The 20,528-nt window shown below is 66.6% G+C and carries 15 protein-coding genes and 1 pseudogene; 9 read left to right on the forward strand and 7 right to left on the reverse strand.

What is annotated here, in order from left to right; genetic code table 11:
- Positions 1 to 131: 131 nt before the first annotated feature.
- A complete protein-coding gene (locus AC06DU_RS03090; RefSeq protein ID WP_478203532.1) occupies positions 132 to 2,456 on the reverse strand; it encodes a S9 family peptidase in 2,325 nt (774 codons plus the stop codon).
- A 402-nt stretch (positions 2,457 to 2,858) separates the two neighbouring features.
- On the opposite strand from AC06DU_RS03090, the gene AC06DU_RS03095 reads away from it, so the two are divergent.
- Entirely contained in the window at positions 2,859 to 4,292 is a 1,434-nt protein-coding gene (locus AC06DU_RS03095; protein WP_478204356.1) for a GAD-like domain-containing protein, read from the forward strand.
- 50 nt (positions 4,293 to 4,342) lie between these two features.
- On the opposite strand, the gene AC06DU_RS03100 is transcribed toward AC06DU_RS03095, so the two are convergent.
- Positions 4,343 to 5,434, reverse strand: coding sequence for a DUF1615 domain-containing protein (locus AC06DU_RS03100; RefSeq protein ID WP_046345610.1), 1,092 nt, complete (start codon positions 5,432 to 5,434; stop codon positions 4,343 to 4,345).
- A gap of 258 nt (positions 5,435 to 5,692) precedes the next feature.
- On the opposite strand from AC06DU_RS03100, the pseudogene AC06DU_RS03105 reads away from it, so the two are divergent.
- The 3 genes and pseudogenes from AC06DU_RS03105 to AC06DU_RS03115 all read left to right on the forward strand — a co-directional run bounded on the left by AC06DU_RS03105 (position 5,693) and on the right by AC06DU_RS03115 (position 9,665).
- A pseudogene (locus tag AC06DU_RS03105) lies at positions 5,693 to 7,749 on the forward strand (GGDEF domain-containing protein).
- A gap of 140 nt (positions 7,750 to 7,889) precedes the next feature.
- Entirely contained in the window at positions 7,890 to 8,330 is a 441-nt protein-coding gene (locus AC06DU_RS03110) for an Rrf2 family transcriptional regulator (protein ID WP_228911382.1), read from the forward strand.
- A 435-nt stretch (positions 8,331 to 8,765) separates the two neighbouring features.
- Complete coding sequence (locus AC06DU_RS03115; RefSeq protein WP_478203534.1) at positions 8,766 to 9,665, forward strand: NAD(P)/FAD-dependent oxidoreductase; 900 nt, start codon at positions 8,766 to 8,768, stop codon at positions 9,663 to 9,665.
- A gap of 64 nt (positions 9,666 to 9,729) precedes the next feature.
- Here AC06DU_RS03115 and AC06DU_RS03120 read toward each other — a convergent pair whose 3' ends face one another.
- A complete protein-coding gene (locus AC06DU_RS03120; RefSeq protein WP_104576608.1) occupies positions 9,730 to 10,275 on the reverse strand; it encodes a hypothetical protein in 546 nt (181 codons plus the stop codon).
- 306 nt (positions 10,276 to 10,581) lie between these two features.
- On the opposite strand from AC06DU_RS03120, the gene AC06DU_RS03125 reads away from it, so the two are divergent.
- Positions 10,582 to 10,905, forward strand: a complete 324-nt coding sequence (locus AC06DU_RS03125) for a hypothetical protein (protein WP_478203535.1) — start codon at positions 10,582 to 10,584, stop codon at positions 10,903 to 10,905.
- 179 nt (positions 10,906 to 11,084) lie between these two features.
- On the opposite strand, the gene AC06DU_RS03130 is transcribed toward AC06DU_RS03125, so the two are convergent.
- Entirely contained in the window at positions 11,085 to 11,630 is a 546-nt protein-coding gene (locus tag AC06DU_RS03130; RefSeq protein ID WP_425519449.1) for an LbetaH domain-containing protein, read from the reverse strand.
- 205 nt (positions 11,631 to 11,835) lie between these two features.
- Entirely contained in the window at positions 11,836 to 12,687 is an 852-nt protein-coding gene (locus AC06DU_RS03135) for an SAM-dependent methyltransferase (protein ID WP_184515969.1), read from the reverse strand.
- Positions 12,688 to 12,992: 305 nt separating this feature from the next.
- Here AC06DU_RS03135 and AC06DU_RS03140 point away from each other — a divergent pair, with 305 nt between their 5' ends.
- Entirely contained in the window at positions 12,993 to 13,868 is an 876-nt protein-coding gene (locus tag AC06DU_RS03140) for a DMT family transporter (protein WP_046345616.1), read from the forward strand.
- 143 nt (positions 13,869 to 14,011) lie between these two features.
- On the opposite strand, the gene AC06DU_RS03145 is transcribed toward AC06DU_RS03140, so the two are convergent.
- The gene (locus tag AC06DU_RS03145) at positions 14,012 to 14,809 is read right to left on the reverse strand and encodes a transporter substrate-binding domain-containing protein (RefSeq protein ID WP_434982249.1); all 798 of its coding nucleotides are present in this window, start codon (positions 14,807 to 14,809) and stop codon (positions 14,012 to 14,014) included.
- Positions 14,810 to 14,964: 155 nt separating this feature from the next.
- Between AC06DU_RS03145 and AC06DU_RS03150 the strand changes: the two genes are divergently transcribed.
- Positions 14,965 to 15,180, forward strand: a complete 216-nt coding sequence (locus tag AC06DU_RS03150; RefSeq protein ID WP_024937810.1) for a hypothetical protein — start codon at positions 14,965 to 14,967, stop codon at positions 15,178 to 15,180.
- Positions 15,181 to 15,304: 124 nt separating this feature from the next.
- On the opposite strand, the gene AC06DU_RS03155 is transcribed toward AC06DU_RS03150, so the two are convergent.
- Entirely contained in the window at positions 15,305 to 17,077 is a 1,773-nt protein-coding gene (locus AC06DU_RS03155) for an expansin EXLX1 family cellulose-binding protein (RefSeq protein ID WP_478203536.1), read from the reverse strand.
- A 569-nt stretch (positions 17,078 to 17,646) separates the two neighbouring features.
- Here AC06DU_RS03155 and cycA point away from each other — a divergent pair.
- Positions 17,647 to 19,023, forward strand: a complete 1,377-nt coding sequence (gene cycA, locus AC06DU_RS03160) for a D-serine/D-alanine/glycine transporter (RefSeq protein WP_039523314.1) — start codon at positions 17,647 to 17,649, stop codon at positions 19,021 to 19,023.
- 186 nt (positions 19,024 to 19,209) lie between these two features.
- Positions 19,210 to 20,121 carry a CorA family divalent cation transporter gene (locus AC06DU_RS03165; RefSeq protein WP_046345619.1) on the forward strand — a complete coding sequence of 304 codons (912 nt, stop codon included), beginning with the start codon at positions 19,210 to 19,212 and terminating at the stop codon, positions 20,119 to 20,121.
- Positions 20,122 to 20,528 lie beyond the last annotated feature (407 nt).

Raw genomic sequence — 20,528 nt, forward strand, 5'->3', positions numbered from 1 at the left:
TGGTGGTTCCATCCGGCGTTGTCCGGATGGAACGTACGGCTAAGCTGCGCAGCGATCGGTGAGTGTCGCGGCCGGGGCCGCTCCTACGTGGCAGGGGCCTTCGGGTCGCCGGCTGCCATGCGTGCGTGCGCTCAGTTCTTGGGCATCGGCTTCATCTGGTAGTCGGCCGGCGGCGTGGCGCCGAGCAGGTGTTGCACGAAGTAGTCCCAACGGCGGCGGCTGACATACGGGGTGAGTTCGCCATAGCCGTGCTTGGCGTTGGGCAGCATCAGCATGTCGAAGGTCTTATTGGCCTTGATCAGGGCATCGGCCACCAGCAGGGTGAGATATGGCGGCACGTTGTCGTCCAGGGTGCCGTGCACCAGCATCAGCTTGCCCTTGAGTTTGCTGGCGTGGGTGGCGTTGGCCTGGTCGTCGTAGTTGGAGCTGCCGTCCTTGTTGACGATGTGCTCGCCGTGATATTTCTCGGCCCAGTCGTCCTCGTAGCCGCGGTTGTCGTGGTTGCCGCTTTCCGACCAAGCCACCTTGAAAAAGTCCGGGTAGCGCAGCATCGCGGCGGTGGATGCATTGCCGCCGCCGGAATGGCCCCAGATACCGACGCGGCCCAGGTCGATCCACGGATAGCGCTGGCCGAGTTCCTTCAGGCCGGCCACCTGGTCGGGCAGGGTGTTGTCGCCCATGTTGGCGTACCAGGTGTCGTGGAAGGTCTTGGAGCGCCACGGTGTGCCCATGCCGTCGATGGCGACCACGATGAAACCCAGCTCCGCCAGCGATTGATTGTCGCCATGGCCGGCAAGGAAACTGCGGCCGCGGACCGAACCGGTCTGCGGGCCGGGATAGACGTAATCGATGATCGGATACTTGCGCGCCGGGTCGAAGTTGCTGGGCTTGAACATCAAGCCGTACAGCGTGGTCTTGCCATCGCGCGCCTTGACCGTGATCGGCTCCGGCGGCACCCAGCCGGCCGCCTTGAGGCGGCTGATGTCGGCAGTGGCGATCGTGCTGACCGTGCGTCCGTCGCCGGCATCGCGCAGCAGCGTGACCGGTGGAGTGACCGAGGTGGAGTAGGTATCGACAAAGCGGGCGCCATCGGGCGCCAGCGCAATGCTGTGATCGGCGACTTCTGGCGTGAGCAGCACCGGCTCACCACCGTCCAGGCTCACCTTCCACAGCTGCTGGTAATACGGGTCCACGCCCGGGCTGCGGCCGACGCCGACGAACCACGCGGTGCGCGTCACCGGGTCCACGCGCAGCAGTTCGGTGACGTTGCCCTCGCCGGTGGTGATCGCGCGCTTGGGCTTGCCGGTGGCCAGGTCGTAGAGATACAGCTGGCCCCAATCGCTGCGCTCGGAAAACCACACCGCCTCGTTGCTGCCGGGCAGGTACGCCCAGTTGGCGGCGACCTGGCCGCTTTCGTAATAGGTCTTGGCGGTTTCGTCGAAGGCGGTGCGCACGTCGCCGGTGGCGACATCGGCAATGCGCAACCAGGCCTGCTTGTGGAGGCGCGAGGTGGACACGAAGGCCAGCGTCTTGCCGTCCGGCGCCCACTTCACATCGTCCCACAGGCCCGGCGAGCAGCTGACGTCATCGCACAGGGTGGAGCGGTGCTGGTCGGGCGGCAGTTTCAGCCGCAGCACGCTGCGCGTGGGCACGTCGATGACCACGCGCTCGATCATGGTCACGTCCTTGTCGCCGGCCAGCGGGTATTTCCACGACTGCAGTTCCGGATGCCCGAGCTTGGTGCTGACCAGGTACATGTCGCCGGTCTTGCGCTGGTCCTGCTGGAAAGTGGCGATCTTGCGCGAGTCCGGCGACCACGCAACGATGGCGTTGTCGCTGTGCTGCCAGCCGGCGTTGTCGGTGGCATAGCCGAAGTTTTCCACGCCGTCGCGGGTGAGCTGGGTCTCCTGGCCGCTGGCGAGATCGCGCACCCACAGGTTCCAGTTGCGGATGAAGGCTTCGCTGCGCTTGTCCGGCGACAGCACGCCCGGCTCGGCCTTGTCCTTTGCGTACAGCTTGCTGCAGCGCGCACGCGCATCGCAGACCACGGCGGTGTCGCGCACGTTGAGGCGGTAGCGGCCATCGGCGGTGCGCTTGACCACCGGGGCGAAGGTGTCGGCCTTGAGCGGCTTGTCGCCGGTCTTGAGCAGCGTATTGAGCGAGGCGACCAACGCGGACTGCTTGAAGATCGGCGCGCTCTTGCCGGTGGCGGTGTCCAGCTGCAACAGTTGGTTGCCCTTGGCATCGTGGTCGACATAGACCACGTGGGTGGCGTCCAGCCAGTCGATGCGGGTGGCCTGGTGATCGACCAGCGGTTGCGCCAGATAGCTGGTGAGGCGCTCGGCGCGGGCGTAATCGGCCTCGGTGACGGCAGGCGTCTGTGCGCTGGCGAGTGCCGGCAGGGTGGCCAGGGCGATGGCGGCGAACAGCTGCCGCAACGGCAACGGGGTGGGCATGAAAGACTCTCCGGGACGAAAGGAGCGCGCAACGCGGTCGGCGCGACCGTCCGATGCTACCCGCCAGATGGGCCGGGCGCCTCTGCCAGAAGTCGTGTTCGCGCCATTGTCGACTGGTGCGGGCCGCACTCGTCTCGGCGACCGACGCGGGGCGGCCTGTGGTGGAGCGGTTGCCGAGCGCATCGCCCGGTCCGGCACCGCCACAGCGTGACCGATGAGGTTCGTCGAGCGCGATGCCCATCGAGGGAGATCACACCCGTGGACTGCACGCGCGCCGGTGATCGGCCAGCTACTGACTGCGGGAATGTCCCGGCATGAACTACGCTTCCCGGCGTCCACACAGGGCCATTGGGCACGATTTGGATTTACTGCACGCACGCAACGTTGACTGGAGGCCGTCTGATGTCATGGTTCCGCCGCTTGGCACTGTCCCGCTTTATCAAGGCGCACCCGCCGCGCAAGACGCAGCCTGCCCCGGCGGACCTGATTGCCGCCTATGCGCCGGTGCTGCCTGCCAGCCTGCTTGAACTCTGGCGCCAAAAAGGACTGGGGCACTACGGCGACATGCAACTCGCGCTGATCGACCCCCGGCAATGGCAACCGGTGCTGGATCGCTGGATCGTCTCGCCACCCGATGCGGCGCGGCGTATTCCGATCGCGCTCACCCCCTTCGGCGTGCTGCTGTACTACCGCAAGCTGACCGCCACCGACGAAGACGTGGTCTACCTGGACCCGGTCTCCAAAGACGCCGCTGACCTGAGCTGGAGCCTGGACGACTTCTTCAACCAGTCCCTGTGCGAGGCGGAATTCTGCGACTCCCTGATCCCACCAGCCCTGCTTGCCGCCGCACGCAAAGAGTGCGGGCCGCTCGCGGCGGGCGAGGTCTACGAGATCGATCAGATGTTGTTTTCGATGCAGATGTTGCGGGTCGACAAGGTCGATGCGTTGGCGCTGCACACCCGGCTTCGCGATGCTGTCGACGGCCCTGCAACCGTTGCCGATGCACCTACGACCAATGGCGAGGCATTGCCAGCAGCGCAGCGCTCCATGTTCGAGGGCCTCTTCAACGCGCCACAGTGCAGCAACGACCTGCACGGCGTGTACCTGTCGTCGTATATCGATTGGCATCGCATGCTGGCGCTCGAGCCCAACGGGCAGTATCGCCTGCTGTTTTGGAAAATCGATCATCGCAGCCTTGCACGCACCGATGTGCGTGCGTATGCGGGCCGCTACGAGGTAACGCATACCGAGATTGGCGACGAACAGGTGACGCTCGATATTCGGTTGCGCAGCGACTCCAGTGGTAGCGATGCCAACGATGCGCAGCTGGTGGTCATGCGCTCGGGTACCGACATGTTCCTGCTGCGCGCCGACGAGCTGGCAGATATGGCAACGGCCATGGATGGCTCGAAAACGCTGGGCCGCAGCGAGTACTACTTTCGCAAGGTGGGGTTGGGCGATGCATTTGTCGAGGAGCCCTCCGGTGGACGCGCTGCGCCCCCGCTAGCCGATCTTCCACGCGCGTTACAGCAACGGGTGACTGCCGAAGCGATCATCGCCACCATCACCCATGTGGACGACGTCGACCCGGATGCTGAAGACGACGGCGCCGGCACCGTCATGTGCACATTGGACCGAGGCCAGGACGATGGGCTGCGCATGAACATGCCGCTGCGCTCGCCGCCAGACACCGGGCGCGCCCTGTATGGCTGGGTCTGGGAGATGCACCCTGCCGCGTGTCGGGTCGGCATCAACTATCAACGCGGCAGCGATGGCAAGGTGGAACATGGCCCTGTTGTCGGCGATGTGTTGACCAGTCGCCTGAGCGGGGAATGAGATGGCGGTGCGCAGCGCAGGCAGTGCTCGCAGCGCGGCAAGCCAGTCGCTTACTTGCCCATGCAGCGCTTCCAGCGCTCGTTCACGCGTTGCGCGAACCAGGCGGTGGTGAGGGTGCGGGTGATCTTGGGGCTTTCCAGCGTGATGCCGGGCAGCACCGCGCGCGGCAGCGGCTTGCCGGCACTGCGCTCGGCCAGCGCGAAGACCTGGCGATACAGCGCGGTGTCTTCGAAATCGGCAGAGTTGCCGGCTTCCAGGGCGCGGCGTAGCTGCCGGTCGCTCATCGCCAGCTGGCTGCCCAGGGCGCGTGCGGCGCGTTCGGTGCCGCCGGGCGCATCCAGGCTGGCACCCGGTGTCAGCAGGTCGCCGTCCAGGGTCAGCGCGATGCCGCTGGCCCTGCTCAGCGCCGCCTGGAAGGCGGCATTGCGGCTGGCGTACCAGCCGGCATTGAAGTCGGCAAAGCGGTACAGCAGGGCGTCGTAACTGGCCGGATACCCGAGCAGGTGCCTGGTGCCGAACCACAGCCCGCCGCGACGGCTGAACACCTCGTGGCGGATCGAGTCGCCGGGCGGATACGGGTAGCGCTCGGCATGCTGCTCGGCAAAGGCGATGCTGACCTGCATCGGCCCGGCGGTATGCACCGGGTTGAGCCCGTCGAACAAACGCGCGCCCAGCGGCACGCTGCCGGTGAAGTCTTCGAAGATGCGGCTCAGCTCCTGCTCGGTGCGCGCGCTTGCGATGCGCGTGGCATAGCTGCGGCCGTCGGGCGAGTCGATGCGCAGGGCGGCATCGACCATGAAGCCGGGGATGTGATGCGCGCTGGCGCGGCGGTCGATCTCGGCGCGCGAAATCTTGCCCAGATTGGGCACCACCGGGTTGGCCTGGTAGGTCGACTCCTGCTCGGTCACCGCCAGCACCGCGCAGATGTGCTCAGCGCTGGTGTCCAGCCCCTGCGAGGACAGCGCCACGTAGACATCGTCGGCCCAGCCGTTGCGATCGCCCAGCGTGGCCGGCAGGCGCCGCGCGATGTCGGCCTTGACCGCGTCCGGGGAGCGCTGTGGCGCACGCGGCGCCTGGGTGGCGCAGGCCGACAGCAAGGCGACGGCGAGCAGCGTGAGCAGGCGGGGCAGGCGGGATGTCACGGCGTCTCCAGGATCCGGGGGGCGGCAGCAGCTGCCGTGCCGCAGTTTACGTGGCTGGCGCGGGGTGGTTGCATGCGGCGATGTGCAGCAGCCACGACGGCGCGGGTCGCCCGCCGGGGCGCAGCGCTTGCCAAGGAGCACGGCCGCAGGCCGCGATCATGCGATCTGCGGGCCGATTCAAGCCCGCTGCATGCAGGCCGCTATCGATCTTGACGCATAGCGTGGCGATCACATGACCTGCCGTGTTCGCCGGTCATCATGACCGCGTGTTTTTGCATCGAAGTGGCGTCAGTCAGACGCCGACATCGCCCCGATTCCACTGCCAGCCAACCATGGGAGAGCTCGAGTGCCGCAGCAACCAGCAAACCCGATGCGGGCCGGGCGGCGCTTGCTGTGCACGGCAGCCATGCGGTGTGGCTCATCGTCGCCGTGAGGTGTCGGTGAGCAGTGCGACGCCACGCTGGCGGCGCATGGCCGTGGGGATGGCTGCAATGCTGTTCAGCGCGATGCTGTGGGCGCAGCCGCAGCCGTGGAAGAGCATCGAGACCGCCGCGATCGACGACCCCAGGGCCGCCCTGCAGGACGCCCAGGCCGCGTTCGAGCGTGCCCGCAGCGATGGCGACGCCGATGCGCAGTTCTGGGCCTTGCTGGCGCAGGCGCGGGTGCTGATTTCGCTGGAAGAGACCGAGCGCCGCCAGACAGTCCTGGCCCAGGCGCATGCGATGCTGGAACGGGTGCGCGGCAACGCGGCGCAGGCGCAGCTGTGGCTGGCGATCGTGCAGGCGCTCAGCGATGTGCGCGAGAGCCCCAACCGCGGCATGCTGGCGCGGCTGTAAGCGCTGCGTCAGCAGGCGCGCGCGCTGGGGCGCAACGATCTGCTGTGCGAGATCGAAGCGGTCGACATGTGGAGCATGCTCGCCTCCGGCAGCAGCGACGAGGCCTGGAACGCGGCGCAGGCCAGTTACCAGTGCGCGGTGCGCGAACACAGCTTGAGCCTGGAGCTGGATGCCTTGACCCAGCTCGGCTCGCTGGCCAGCCGCGTGGGTGGTCGTTCGGCAGAAGACAACGACGCCGAAGACTATCTGCTGCGCGCCCTGGCGCGCCTGCGCGGCCAGCCGGCACGCTTCCAGCGCAGCCTGATCGAATACGAATACGGCACCTCGCTGGCAGCGCAGCAGCCGGACGCGTCGCTGCTGCATTTCAGGCGCGCGCTGGCGCTCAGCCGCGAGCTGGGCGATCAGGCCGGCGTGGCCGCGGCATTGACCAGCGCCAGTGAGGTGCTGATCGACGCCGGCGATGCCGCTGCAGCACTGGCAATGGCGCGCGAGGCGCTGCCGTTGATGCAACGCCAGGGCAATGTCGGCCGCGTGGCCGCCTGCCATGCGGTGTTGTTGCGGGCATTGACCGCGCTCAAGGCCGGCAGCCTCGGCATGGAGATCATCGCGGCCAGGGCAGCGGACGACCCCAATCTGCCGTTGGTGCGGCGCGCGCGACTGCTCGATGCCATCGCCCAGGCACTGGCAGCGGAGGGGCGACATGCCGAGGCGTACCAGGAACTGCAGCGCGCCAACACGCTGCGCGCGCAGAGCCTGGATCGCCAGCGCGACACCGTGATGCTGCGCCTGCAGGCGCGTTACGAAGATGCACGCCGTGGCGCGGAAACCGCCGAGCTGCGCCGCCGCAGCGAGACCGCGCAACTGGCGTTGCAAGCCCGCGAAGCCGGGCAACGCGCCTTGTGGATTGCGCTATGCGCGGCCTGCCTGCTATTGCTGGGCGCGCTGGTGGTGCTGGCCTTCGGTGCGCGCCACCGGCGGCAACTCTCGCGGCTGGCGATGCGCGACGAACTCACCGGCTTGCCCAATCGCCGCGCCATTCGCGCCGAGGCGCAGCAGCAGATCGAGCAGGCGGTGCGCTCGCAGGTCCCGTGCATGCTGGCATTGATCGATCTGGACCACTTCAAGCTGATCAACGACATGCATGGCCACGCCGCCGGCGATGCCGTGCTCAAGGCGCTTGCCAGCGCCTCCAGGTTGGCGCTGCGCACGCAGGATCGGCTGGGCCGGCTGGGTGGCGAGGAGTTCCTGCTGGTGCTGCCGGGCTGCAGCGCAGAGGAGATTCCAGCGGTGTTCGCACGGCTGCGCAACGCGGTGGCCGCGATCGAGATCGCCGGCCTGCCCGCCAACCAGCCGGTGCGTTTCTGCATGGGCGCGGTGAGCGTCACTGCGGGGAGCGGCCTGGATGTGCTGCTGGGGCAGGCCGATCTTGCGCTGTACGCCGCCAAGACCGCCGGGCGCGATCAATGGGCGGTGGTCTGAGTGCCGCATGCGCGGCTGCGCGGCACCGGCTGCGACATCTGCGCGGGGCTGCGGCACAATCGTGCGGTGGCGCTGCCACGTTGCCTTCCGTCGATTGAGCGAACCGAGACCGCGTGCGAACCGATAGCCGCCTTTCCCGCATGCTGCATGTGCTGTTGCACATGGCCAGAAGCCAGCAGCCGATGACCTCCGAGCAGATCGCCGGCATGCTGTCGACCAATGCGGTGGTGGTGCGTCGGACCATGGCCGGCTTGCGTGCTGCCGGCTACGTGCAGTCGAGCAAGGGCCACAACGGTGGCTGGCATATCGCGTGCGACCTGACCCAGGTGACATTGCTGGACGTGCACCGCGCAGTGGGCGGCCCGCATCTGTTTGCGATCGGCGCCGATCACGCCAACCCGCAATGTGGCGTGGAGCGTGTGGTCAACGCGGCCATCGCCGACGCGCTGGCCGAGGCGCAAACCGTGTTGCTGCAGCGCCTGGGCACGGTGACGCTGGCAACGCTGGCGGACGAGTTCGATGCACTGTGCACGGCAGCCGCGCTGCCCGCCGGTTCGCCGACAGGCAAACGCAGGCGCTGACGCACACCAGCTGTTGCATACGCCGTTGTACATGGCGTGCAGCCTGGATGGCAGGCGCGCGGTGTGCCTGTGCTTGCAGTCCCGTGCGGCGCGTATGCATGCGCTTTGCGGCAGCTGGTCGGCATCGATCGCAGACAGGGCGCGCTTAGCCAGGCGCAGTTGCCAGGACGCTGTCGTTTCCTGACGTGGCGTGTATATGCGCACCCGCGCAGCACCGCCACGCCGCACTGCCACACAGCGCATCGCCTGCAGGCGATGACGCAAACCGCCGCCGATCACAACAACCGCGACAGCGGGCAGCGCATCACCCCTCGGTCGCACACGCAATCCTTCAACCATCGAGCAGGTAGCAACGTCAGTACAGCGCGTTTGAATCGCCGGTCTTTTCATGTAACATCGAAAAGTACATAAAGCGGGTTTCAACCGGGAGCGGACATGCAGCACGACGTGATCATCATTGGCGGCAGCTATGCCGGGCTGTCGGCCGGGCTGCAGCTGGCGCGTGCCCGGCGTACGGTCCTGGTGATCGATAGCGGCCAGCGCCGCAATCGCTTTGCCACCACCTCGCACGGGTTTCTCAGCCGCGACGGTGCGTCGCCTGCGCAGATTGCCGAGACCGGACGCGCGCAGCTGCTGGCCTATCCGAGCGTGCAATGGGCCGACGGCCAGGTGACACGGCTACGCGGCGATGCGGAAGCCTTCGAGGTGACGCTGGTCGATGGCTCCACGCATACCGCGCGTCGCCTTGTTTTGGCGATGGGGGTGGTCGATCGTCTGCCGGCGCTGGCCGGCCTGGCGCAGCGCTGGGGCACGCAGGTATTCGTCTGCCCGTACTGTCACGGCTATGAACTGGGCCAGGGGCGCATCGGCGTGCTTGCCACCTCCGCCTTTGCGGTGCATCAGGCGGCCATGCTGCCGGACTGGGGTGCAACACAGCTGTTCTTGAACGACGCGGTGGAGCTGGACGAGGCGCAGCACGCGCAATTGCAGGCACGTGGCGTGCACGTGGTGGGCGGCACAGTGGCGGCGCTGCAAGGCGATGGCGACGTGCTGGAGCTGGTGTTACGCGATGGGCAGGTCTGCGCGCTGGATGGCTTGTTCATCACCACCCAGACCGAACTCAGTGCCTTGGTCGCATCGCTGGGATGCAGCACCAGCGATGGGCCGCTGGGCCGTCATATCGCGGTGGATGCCATGCAGGCCACTTCGGTGCCGGGTATCGCTGCCTGCGGCGATGTGGCCAACCCGGCGGCATCGATCGCGTTTGCGGTTGCCAGCGGCGCAATGGCCGGCGTGGCAACGCATCGCTCGTTGATGTTCGGTCTGAGCAACTGAGCGGCGTGTTGCGATCGTCCCTGCAGACCAGGCCGGCCTGCAGGGGAGATCGTGGCTGCGCTGCTTACTGGCTGACTTCCTGCATCGCAATCTTGTGCTGCTTGGAATACGCGCGCTGCGCGGTATTCAGCGCTTCCATATCGGTGTTGAGCTGGGCGGACACGGTTTCCAGGTCCTTGGCCAACGGCGCCAGCTCGGCATTGCCGTAGCCGTTGGGCAGGGCCGCCACGCGTTCGAGCGCGGCCATCATCGCGTCGGCACGCTTGAGGTAGGCCGACAGCTTGCCGTCCAGGTCCTTGGCGTTGTCTGGCACGCCCGCGGCCATGGCGGTATTGGCCTGCGCGTTGGCGGCCAGTGCCTTGCGCTGGCTGCCCAGTGCGGTCTTGTAGCTGTCCAGCGGCTTGTGCGCGATGGCATCGGCCACCAGGCTCTGCCCGCGATCGCCCGACACCCAAGGGTCGATGATGGTGACCGCGCCATTCCAGACCGAGATGTTGTGCAGCAGGTAGTCGCTGGAGGAGAGCTTGGAGGCGCCGGTGGTGGTGCCGCCACCGCAGGCAGCCAGCAGCAGACTGAAAGAGACAAGCAGGAAGGTGGTGAACGTCTTCAAAGCGAAAGATCCTTGGTACGAGGCCGTTGTCGCCACTGCATGGCGAAGACGGCAAAAACCCCAAGGAAGCGCCCGGACAATCCATGTTGCATTGTTGCTGGCCATCTTCCCTGAGACGAATGCAGCGTGGAGCATTCCATTCACTCTGAGCGAGTGCGCTGCCATCAGTATAGCGGCCGCGTGCAGCCGGCAGGTGCGTGGCATGCGCTCGTTGCGCGACCACCAGGTGCTGCATGCGTGCGATGGGTGGCCTCGGCCGGTTGCGCTGCGCGTACACTGCGCCGCCACCATCGAACCGATGCCTGCGTGAAAAAGAAGCGGCCCAAATCACCGCCACCTGCGCCAGCTCCCGCAGCGTCCCGGATCCACGAATGGATCATCGGCGGGGGAGCGGTTGTCGTGGCAATCGCCTGCTGCATGCGGCTGTGGCTGGTGCTGGAGGCGATCGTCACTGGGCGCTATATCAGCGTCATCCGCGGCCGGCCGACCAGGATCTTTTACGCGGATGCAGACCCGCAGCGGTTCTGGATCGCCGTCGGCTGGGATGCGCTGCTGACCAGTATGCCGTTGGCGCTCATCGCCTGGTTCACCTACGTTGCCTGGACCACGTACCGACGCGGCAGGCGGTGACCTGCGTGGTCGTTCCACAGCATGCGCAACTGCGGTGCCGCGGTGCCGCGCTGTCGACGACGACGCGGCTGCGCAGGCGTGCGGCAAGCCGCTGTTGAGTACACGGTGTTGATCAGCGGTCGGGTCACACGGCCGTGGCAACCGTTTGCACCGATCGATGCCTGCGCATCATGTGGCCATCAGGGCTGTGTCTGCTTTTGCTTGCGTGATGGCGGCTGCGTCTCGCGCCTGGGCCAGGTGTCATAGCTGTAGACGAACTGCTTCTGATCGGCTCCCATGGTCGGGTCGCAGTGCCAGGAAGTGGCGACGCTGCCGGGTTCCAGCACGCCATCGACTTCGCGCACGGCCTGCGCTTCGAACGCGCAGATCGCCCCGTACAGCTTGATATCCCAGTCCGGCGCAGAGGTGGGGTGGGCGTGCTGCACCAGCACGATGTCGCTGCCGTGGAAGTGGTGCACCTGGGCGCCGTGTTGGCGATTGGTGCTGAAGTAGCACGGTGCGCCGATGCCCAGCGGGAGCACTTCGTCATCGCGCAGGATCGCGCACTTGCCGGCGTGTTCGCCCAGGCGAATCGTACGCCCGGCAAGGACCGCGGTGGTCACCGGATGGCGGGTGGTGACTTCGGACATGGACGGCGGCGGCGACGTCTGCGGCGCGGTCTGCGCGTGTGCGCCGGTCATCACCAACAGCGCGGCGAGCAACCAGGTCGGAAAGCGGATGCGCATGCAACGTCCTTGTCGTGGGCGCTGCAGTATCGCAGATCCGTTTGCTGGTCAGGCGTGGCTGGCACGCAGACTGCACTCCAGGCAGACGGAGGCGGTCAATGCCTGGGACGGCATCTGTCTGCTGCATTGCGGCTTGGCGTGCAGCGCCGACATCCAGTTGGCCGCGACTGACTGCGCGTTTTCGGTTGCGGAAAACATCCCGCAATCAGCGCCGCGCCGGCAGCGTCGCCAGCACACCATCCAGCGCCAGTTGCGTGCTGAAGCCGGCCTTGCTCAGGCGTTTGCTCACTTCGTTGGGCACGTCGCGCCCGCTGGTGAGCCGGTTGGGCGCGCCGGTGTAATGGAACAGGCGCCCGCCACGACGCAACACCCGCGCCAGCTGGTCATAGAACAGCTGCGAATACAGCTCGCCGGCAATGCCGAAGCGCGGCGGGTCGTGCAGGATGGCATCGACCGAATCGTCCGCCAGCGTGGTGATGTGCTGCGAGATATCGGCGTGGGTCAGCTGCAGGCGTCCGCCGTAGGCGGCATCGGCCGGGTCCGGCGACCAGGGATTGAGCGTGCGCAACCACAGCACGTCGGCATTCTTTTCGAACGAGTGCAGCTGCGCCACCCCGGCTTCCAGGCAGCAGGCAGCGAAGTAGCCCAGCCCACCGCAGGTATCCAGCACGATCTTGCCGCGCGGGTCGACCAGCGCCACCTTGCGGCGCGCATCGTCGAACGGCGACAGCTGCGCTGACGGTAGCATCTTGATGCCATCGATCTCGAAGGTGGGCGCACCCCATTCGGTGGGAACGAGCTTGATCAGCGCACCGCTGAAACGCGAGATCGGGGCGAAATCATCACCGTCCCAGAAGTACAGCGTGCGCTCCTTGAACTTGCCCGGATACGGGTAGCCCCTGCCGCGCCACTGCCAGGTCTGCGCATCCAGCTGCGCGGTGCCGGTACTGCGGCCCAGGTCCAGCGAGCCGGTCCATTGGGTCAGACCGCTGCCGCGCGCGGCAAGCAGCGCCTGGGCATGGGAGGAAATGAGTAGTGGGCCGGAGTAGTGGGGCACGAGTCGCTGGTCTGGGTGGGCAGGCGTCACGCGCGCTGCGGGTGCGAGGGATGGACTGGCATCGTAACCGACCCCATCACGCATGCGCATCCAGCGCACCGCCGGCATGATGGCGCGGCGGCGCAGCGGCGGTCTCTGCAGCGACATGGGGCGGCGGGCCGTCTGCAATGGTGTGCCGGTGGTGATGCATGAGCCGTCGTGCCCGGATGCATGCGCCGATTCCTCTGACGCACGCCGCACCGCATACTGCGCGCTTGCCCCCATCGACATGTTGTCCGATTGGCGCCAACCGTGGAGGATCGGCAATGCTGAAGGGTGTGTTGTTGGGGTTTGCCTGTTATGCGGCCTATTCGATCAGCGATGCGTTCGTGAAGCTGCTGGAAGGCACGCTGCCGGTCTACGAAGTGCTGTTTCTCGGTGCGCTGCTGATGCTGGTGGCTGTGCCATTTTTGAAGAAGCCGGACGACCGGCTGCGCGAGCTGGTGATGGCCAAGCAACCCAGCCTGTGGCTGTTGCGTGCGCTCACCGGTGCCATCGGCAATCTGACCTCGGTGATTGCGTTCACCACCTTGCCGATGGCCGAGGCGTTTGCGCTGATCTTCCTGATGCCGATCTTCGTCACCGTGCTGTCGGTGGTGTTTCTCAAGGAAGAAGTGCACTGGCGGCGCTGGTCGGCGGTGATCGTCGGCTTCATCGGTGTATTGATCGTGCTGCGCCCGGGCTTTCGCCATCTCACCCACGGGCATGTGGCCGCGATCGTGTGTGGCCTGGTCGGTGCGATCTCGGTCATCACCCTGCGCATGGCCGGGCATAGCGAAAAACGCCTGACCTTGTACGGCGCCGGGGTGATCGGCCCGTTGGTGATGGGCGGGATCATGATGTTGCCGACCTTTGTCTGGCCCACGCTGTCTCAGTGGGGGCTGTTGGCCGGCTACGGCCTGCTTGCCGGCCTGGCGGCGATCTGCCTGATGTACGCCACGCGCATGGCGCCGGTGAGCGTGGTTGCGCCCACGCAATACAGCCAGATGCTGTGGGCGATCGCCTTCGGCTACCTGCTGTTCCATGACCACCTGGACTGGCCGATGGCGGTCGGCATCGCACTGATTCTGGGCGCGGGCCTGTTCACGCTGATCCGCGAGGAGCAGGTGTCGCGGTGGTGGCGGCGGACGAAGATTGTGTGAGGGCGGCGCTGTGCGCCGCGGGAATGGAGAGTCGGGAATGGGGAATCGGAACGGCGCTGCTTCGAACTGCTGCGATGCGCTGGATGCTATTACGATTCCCGATTCCCGATTCCCGATTCCCGATTCCCGATTCCCGATTCCCGCTACGGCGTAGCAGATTCCTTGCGCGGTGCGCGCCAGGTTTCAACGATGCGCGCGTACTCGCCGCTGGCCTTGCTCAGGTGCAGCCACTGGTCGACGTACGCTTTCCAGGGCTGGTCGTTGCGCGGTAGCAGGAAGGCTTTTTCGCCGTATTGCAGCGGCTGCTCCGGTGCGATTGCGCACAGGCCGGGCAGGCGTGCCTGCTGGTGGAGCGCTTCGGAGGCGTCGGTGATCATCACGTCCGCGCGCTGCTGCAGCAGCTCCTGGAAGATGGTGGTGTTGTCGGCGAACAGGCGTAGGTGCGCGCGCGGCAATTGTTGGCGTGCAAAGGCCTCGTTGGTACCGCCGGGCGGTTCGATCACGCGCACCTCGGGTCGGTTGAGTTGCGACAGGCTGCGGTAACGCGCCTGGTCGGCGCAGCGCACCAGCGGAATCTTGCCGTCCACATCCAGCACCGCGCTGAAATTGGCCTGGCGTTGCCGCTGCAAGGTGACCGAAATGCCACCGACCGCGATGTCGCAGCGATCGGCGAGCAGGTCGGGCATCAGTTGCGGCCAGCTGGTGCGGACGAACGCCACGCGCGCGTCCAGACTGCCGGCCAGCGACTGCGCCAGGGCGATATCGCTGCCCTCGAACTGCCCGTCGGCACGCAGCAGCGAATAGGGGCGATAGTCGCCGGTGGTGCAGACCCGCAGCACGCCGGATTGCAGCACCGCATCCAGGCGTGAGGCAGGCTCGGGCGCGGCTGCGTGCGCAAGGCCGCAGCTGAGCAGGAACGCAAGGCAGATGCGATGGCGCATGACGTGGCCTCGGAAAGATGCGGCCATGATAGTCGTGGCCAATGCGGTGTGGCCGACGTCAACGGCATGTCAGCACGATCCTGCCCGCGATCACGGTGCGGTAGCGCTGCGATGCGCACTGTCGGTGCTTCATTCGAACCGATCGGAGTCACCTCATGCAGCTCAATCCACGCACTGCGCGTCCGATGACCACCGCCATTGCCGGACTGTCGGCACACGGCACGCCCGATCCGGATACCAATGAAGACGAAATCCCGCTGGAAGAACAGACCCCGCAGCAAGGCGGTTTGCGCGAGGAGGTGGGCGATCTGGAAGAAGACGACGATCAGGCATTGCCCGGCCGCGTCGGTGGCGGGCTTGCGGGTGGTTGATGCGGGGGGTAAGAGCGGCTAACCAAGCACTTGAGTAGCCACCAGGCGTGTGCGGCCGACACTGAGATTCTTCAGCATCGTCTGGATGTTCCCAGGCCGGATGGTCAAGGGCGCGATGCCCTCGTCAAGGGAACTGCACATGCCCGGGTTCGAAGTGCACCGGCTTGTCGCCGTCTTCGGGCAGCGCGGGGATCGTGTCCAGGATGGCCTTGCCGCGGATATCGGTGATTCGAATGGACAAGGGCTGGTTGCCGAGTTGCTCGCCGAGGAAGTGGTTGTAGTCCATCTTTTGCAGGCTCTTCCAGCTGCTGCCCTGTTTCACTTCGAATTTGACCACCGGGTAGGCGTGATTGCGCACCTGGATCGCGGCCCACCAGCGCGAGCTGCCTTCCTTGATGCGGTATTGCACGTTGCCGGTGGTCGGCGCGCGCACGATCTTCCAGCTGATCGGGATGCGCCCCTGCACGGTGTCGCCGATGGCCGCGGACGCGTTGGGCGATAGATCCAGGCCGCCCGATGCGCCCTCCGGGTACAGGTCGGTGACGTAGACGACGGTCTTGCCCTTGGGCCCGGTTACTTCCAGATAGGCGCCGGCCAGTGCGGCCCTGACCCCGCCGAAGTTCATCTGGGTCGGGTTGAGCGCGGTGATGAAGGCATTGCTCGGAATCGGGTCCAGCAGCACCGCCCCGCCGGAATAGCCGGAGCCGGTGTAGGTCGCGGTGCCGGTGAAGGTGCTGTTCCAGCCAGTGGCCTTGCTGGCATCCGCGGCAGCGTCTGTCTTCGCCGACGGCGTGGCGGCGCTGGCGCTCGTCAGCCCCCAGGCCTGATGCAGGACCTGCAGCTTGTCGGCACGCGAACTCCCATCACTGGCGAGCAGGCCACCGTTGTTGGCATTGCCCACCTCCCAACTGCCGAGCACGGCGCTGCGCATGCCGGTGTTGCGCAGATACCCGCTCAATGCGTGTTGCCATGCCCGGTCGCGTGGATCGCCATCGCCCAGGCCGCCGCCCAGGCTCACCGGCAGCACCGCGTGATCGGCCGAGAATTGTCCGAAATCGCGCTGCCAGCTCGCCGGCAGGCTGTGCGGAAAGTCGGCCGCTGCGAACGCGTCCGCCGCGTCGCGATCCGGCCCGGCCAGCTTCGGCATCAGCAGCAGATGTGCGGCCGGAATCCGCAGCGGCACGCAGGCGAGCGGCTGCAGATTGCTGCCGGCGGCCTTGCGTGCGGAATCGCTGCAGAGCGCGTCGTTGCCCACGCCTTCCACACCGATCACCCAGGCCGGCGCCTGCTTCAGCACTGCGGCCGCTGCCCGCGTAGCGATGCGGTTCCAGTCGGTGTCTGCCGTATTGCCCGCCCAGTTCGCATTGCGGTAGCCGCTGCTGCCCAGGTCGATCCCGAGCACGCCAGCGGTGCTGCCGTAGCGGCGCGCGAGCAGGCCCAGGCCCTCCATCCAGGCGTCGTGCTGCGTGCCCAGCTGCGGCGATGCGTCGTCGCAAGCGCCATCGGCGAAGGCGAGCAGTACCTGCATGCCGCGCTGGGTGCTGGCGCGCACCACGGCGTCGAGCAACTGCAGGGACGTGAGGCCAGCCAGCGCGGGGTCGCCGGCTACCTCGGCGGCGGCCACCGGTCTGGCTTGCAGGGTTGCCGCACAGATCGGCACGCGCACGGTATTGATGTCCGATGCCTGCATCTGATCCAGCAGTTGCTGCAGCGTATTGCTGCGCAGTCCGGTGGCCGCAAGCGCTGCGCGATCGAAGCCGGGCCAGGTCACGCCGCGTACCTGCAGCGCCTGGCCGCGCGCATCGGTGAGGTGTCCGCGTGCGTCGACCTGCACGGCCAGTGCGGTCACGGGAGTCAGCAAGGCCAGGCCAAGCAGCAGATGAGCATGAGAGCGCATGGGAGTGTCCTGATGGATGGCCCGCGCAGGAGACCAGCGATCGTCGTGTGCGGTCCGTGCGCCGGGTCAAGGAAGCGGGCAGGAGTGTGGGAGCCGCGGCAGGCAAGCGGCCGCAATGCAACGGGGGTCGCGGTTTGTGCGGGATGCTTGATGCGCCGCCGCTGTCGGCGGTATGTACTTGATGCATCGCCGACCAGCGGTGGCCATGTTGCGCTGCGCGAGTGACGGACGTAACGGCAGGCATGCTGCGGACGTGGTCGACCGGCTGTGCCCGTGCCCTGTGTAGTGCATGTGCCTGTGTGTCGCGAGAACAGACAGCGCTGCAACGTGCAGGCGGCAGGCAGAGGGGGACTGCTCCAGCGTCGCGTTGCGCGCGTTACCGACGGCTGCGCTTCGTCGATCAGGGCAGCCGCGAACGCGTGGATAAGCGGCGCACCACGATGGGGCAAGCCAACCACCCTTCGCCGACGCACGCTGCGGCCTACCCGGCGCGGCAGCGCAAACTGCTGGTGCGCGCTGCCGCGATCTCGTATTTTTGACGGCTTGTTCACTTGCCGGTGCCGTGCCCCATGTCCGATCCGTCCGCGCCCGATCATCTGCAACGCAGTCTCTCCAATCGCCACCTGCAGCTGATCGCCATCGGTGGCGCGATCGGCACCGGGCTGTTCATGGGCTCGGGCAAGACGATCAGCCTGGCTGGCCCGTCGATCCTGTTCGTCTATCTGATCATCGGCGCGATGCTGTTCTTCGTGATGCGCGCGATGGGCGAGTTGCTGCTGTCCAACCTGGAGTACAAGTCGTTCATCGACTTCTCCACCGATCTGCTCGGGCCGTGGGCCGGGTTCTTCTGCGGGTGGACGTACTGGTTCTGCTGGATCATCACCGCCATCGCCGACGTCATCGCGATCGCCGCCTATGCGCAGTTCTGGTTTCCCGGATTGGCGCCGTGGATCCCGGCCATCCTGTGCGTGCTGTTGCTGCTGAGCCTGAACCTGGTGACGGTCAGGTTGTTCGGCGAGATGGAGTTCTGGTTCGCGCTGATCAAGATCATCGCCATCTGCGCCTTGATCCTCACCGGCGCCGGGCTGGTGGCCTGGGGCTTCCGCTCGCCGTCGGGCAATGTGGCCTCGCTGTCGAACCTGTGGAACGACGGCGGCATGTTCCCGATGGGCATTGGCGGCTTCTTTGCCGGATTCCAGATCGCGGTGTTCGCCTTCGTCGGCATCGAGCTGGTCGGCACCACCGCTGCGGAAACCGCAGACCCGCGCCGCAACCTGCCCAAGGCGATCAACTCGATCCCGGTGCGCATTTTGATTTTCTACGTGCTGGCGCTGATCGCGATCATGGCGGTGACGCCGTGGCGGCAGGTGGTGGCCGACAAGAGCCCGTTCGTGGAGCTGTTCGTGCTGGCCGGCGTGCCGGCGGCGGCGAGCCTGATCAACTTCGTGGTGCTGACCTCGGCCACCTCGTCGGCCAATAGTGGCATCTTCTCCACCAGCCGCATGCTCTACGGCCTGGCCGAGGAGCAGCACGCGCCCAAGGGTTTTGCCAAGCTCTCGCGTGCAGCGGTGCCGGCACGCGGCCTGCTGTTCTCCTGCCTGTGCCTGTTGCTGGGCGCGATGCTGGTGTACCTGATCCCCAACCTGGTCACTGCGTTCACGCTGGTCACCACCTTGTCGGCGGTGCTCTTCATGTTCGTGTGGTCGCTGATCCTGTGCGCCTACATCGCGTACCGGCGCAAGCGGCCCGAGCAGCACGCGGCATCGGCGTTCAAGATGCCCGGTGGTGTGTTGATGTGCTACGTGTGCCTGGCGTTCTTCGCCTTCGTCATCGTGCTGCTGACCTTGCAGGCCGACACACGCCAGGCCTTGCTGGCCAGCCCGGTGTGGTTCCTGATCCTGGCGATCGGCTATGCGGTGAAGCGGCAGCAGACGCGCAGCGGCTGAGCGCGCGTATCAGCCAAGACATCCAGCGAAGACCTCATCAAGGCCCCGCACTGCGGGGCCTTGGCGTCTGTGGCCGCACAGCGCTGCGATAAAGGCCACTGGCAGCTAAGCGCGTTTTGCGCGCGACGTTGACGCGGATCGGGTGGAACGGGATGCTCGCCGCCATCCATCGCCACGGCCCATCGCATGATCACGACGCACCCGATTGCCGGAACGCAGCACACGCAAGGTTGCTGGGTCGACCTGTGCCAGGCCAGCGCGCAGGAACTGGCGCAGGCCGCAGACAAGGTGGGCTTTGCGCTGCCGGATCGCGCGGCCATCGGCGAGATCGAATTCTCCAGCCGGGTGCGGCGCCAGGGCGAGGTGCTGTTTCTCAACGTGCCGCGCTTTCAGGACGACGATGGTCCGACTGCGCCGCTGGGCTTTGCGTTGTCGCCGACCATGCTGGTGACCCTGCGCGAGCAGCACATGGGCTCGCTGGATGCGGTGGCCGCGCGTCTTGCACATGAGCCCTGCCATAGCGCCGACGACCTGCTGTTGCGCATCTTCGACCAGTTGGTGGGGCGCCTGGCAGACCGGCTGGAATCGCTGGAAGCCGAGGTCACCGACACCACCCGGCAGGTGTTCGACAACCCGCACAAAACCAAGGACCTGGAGCGCATGCTGCATCAGGTCGGAGGCATGGGCCGGCGTCTGGGCGGGCTGCACAATGCCGGGCAAGGCTTGCTGCGCCTGGTCACCTATCTGGATGACGCCGCGCCGGACTGGTTCGGTGCCGATGCGGCCAAACGCATCGGCTTGCTGCACAAGGACCTGACCACCTTGAGCGAGTTCCAGCAGCACATGGACGACCGCATCGAGTTCCTGCTCGACAGCGTGCTGGGCATGATCAACATGGACCAGAACAACGTGATGAAGGTGATGGCGGTGGCCTCGGTGGTCGGCATTCCGCCCACCGTGCTGGTCGGCATCTGGGGCATGAACTTCGCCTACATGCCCGAGCTCAAGTGGCACGACGCGTATTACTGGGCGCTGGGCGTGATCGTGCTGAGCATGCTGGTGCCGCTGGCCTGGTTCCGCAAGCGCGGCTGGGTGTGATGCATCAGAGCCGGAAACCGTAGGAGCGCACCTGGGCGCGATATGGCGTTACCGGGAAGGCCCTCGCGCCCAGGGGCGCTCCTACAGGGTGCCGTCAACGCAATCATCTGTTGCCTACGGCGGCGTGACCACGCAATGCCAAGCTAGGACAGCACAGTAGTTGTGCTGCGCGCGGCAGACTGCAGGAAACCCGTAGGAGCGCACCAGGGCGCGATGCGGCGTTACCGGGACGACGCGGCGTTACCGGGAAGGCCCTCGCGCCCAGGGGCGCTCCTACAGGGTGCCGTCAGCGCAATCATCCGTTGCCTACGGTGGCATGACCACGCAATGCCAGGCTAGGGCAGCACAGTAGCTGCGCAGCGCGCGGCAGACTGCAGGAAACCCGTAGGAGCGCACCTGGGCGCGAT

The sequence above is a fragment of the Xanthomonas sp. NCPPB 3200 genome (assembly GCF_056393585.1).

What these genes read in the sequence shown, in the direction of transcription:
- AC06DU_RS03090 (WP_478203532.1), bottom strand. Translation starts at nt 2,456, where the DNA reads ATGCCCACCCCGTTGCCGTTGCGGCAGCTGTTCGCCGCCATCGCCCTG.
- AC06DU_RS03095 (WP_478204356.1), top strand. Translation starts at nt 2,859, where the DNA reads ATGTCATGGTTCCGCCGCTTGGCACTGTCCCGCTTTATCAAGGCGCAC.
- AC06DU_RS03110 (WP_228911382.1), top strand. Translation starts at nt 7,890, where the DNA reads ATGCTGCATGTGCTGTTGCACATGGCCAGAAGCCAGCAGCCGATGACC.
- AC06DU_RS03115 (WP_478203534.1), top strand. Translation starts at nt 8,766, where the DNA reads ATGCAGCACGACGTGATCATCATTGGCGGCAGCTATGCCGGGCTGTCG.
- AC06DU_RS03130 (WP_425519449.1), bottom strand. Translation starts at nt 11,630, where the DNA reads ATGCGCATCCGCTTTCCGACCTGGTTGCTCGCCGCGCTGTTGGTGATG.
- AC06DU_RS03140 (WP_046345616.1), top strand. Translation starts at nt 12,993, where the DNA reads ATGCTGAAGGGTGTGTTGTTGGGGTTTGCCTGTTATGCGGCCTATTCG.
- AC06DU_RS03145 (WP_434982249.1), bottom strand. Translation starts at nt 14,809, where the DNA reads ATGCGCCATCGCATCTGCCTTGCGTTCCTGCTCAGCTGCGGCCTTGCG.
- AC06DU_RS03150 (WP_024937810.1), top strand. Translation starts at nt 14,965, where the DNA reads ATGCAGCTCAATCCACGCACTGCGCGTCCGATGACCACCGCCATTGCC.
- AC06DU_RS03155 (WP_478203536.1), bottom strand. Translation starts at nt 17,077, where the DNA reads ATGCGCTCTCATGCTCATCTGCTGCTTGGCCTGGCCTTGCTGACTCCC.
- cycA (WP_039523314.1), top strand. Translation starts at nt 17,647, where the DNA reads ATGTCCGATCCGTCCGCGCCCGATCATCTGCAACGCAGTCTCTCCAAT.
- AC06DU_RS03165 (WP_046345619.1), top strand. Translation starts at nt 19,210, where the DNA reads ATGATCACGACGCACCCGATTGCCGGAACGCAGCACACGCAAGGTTGC.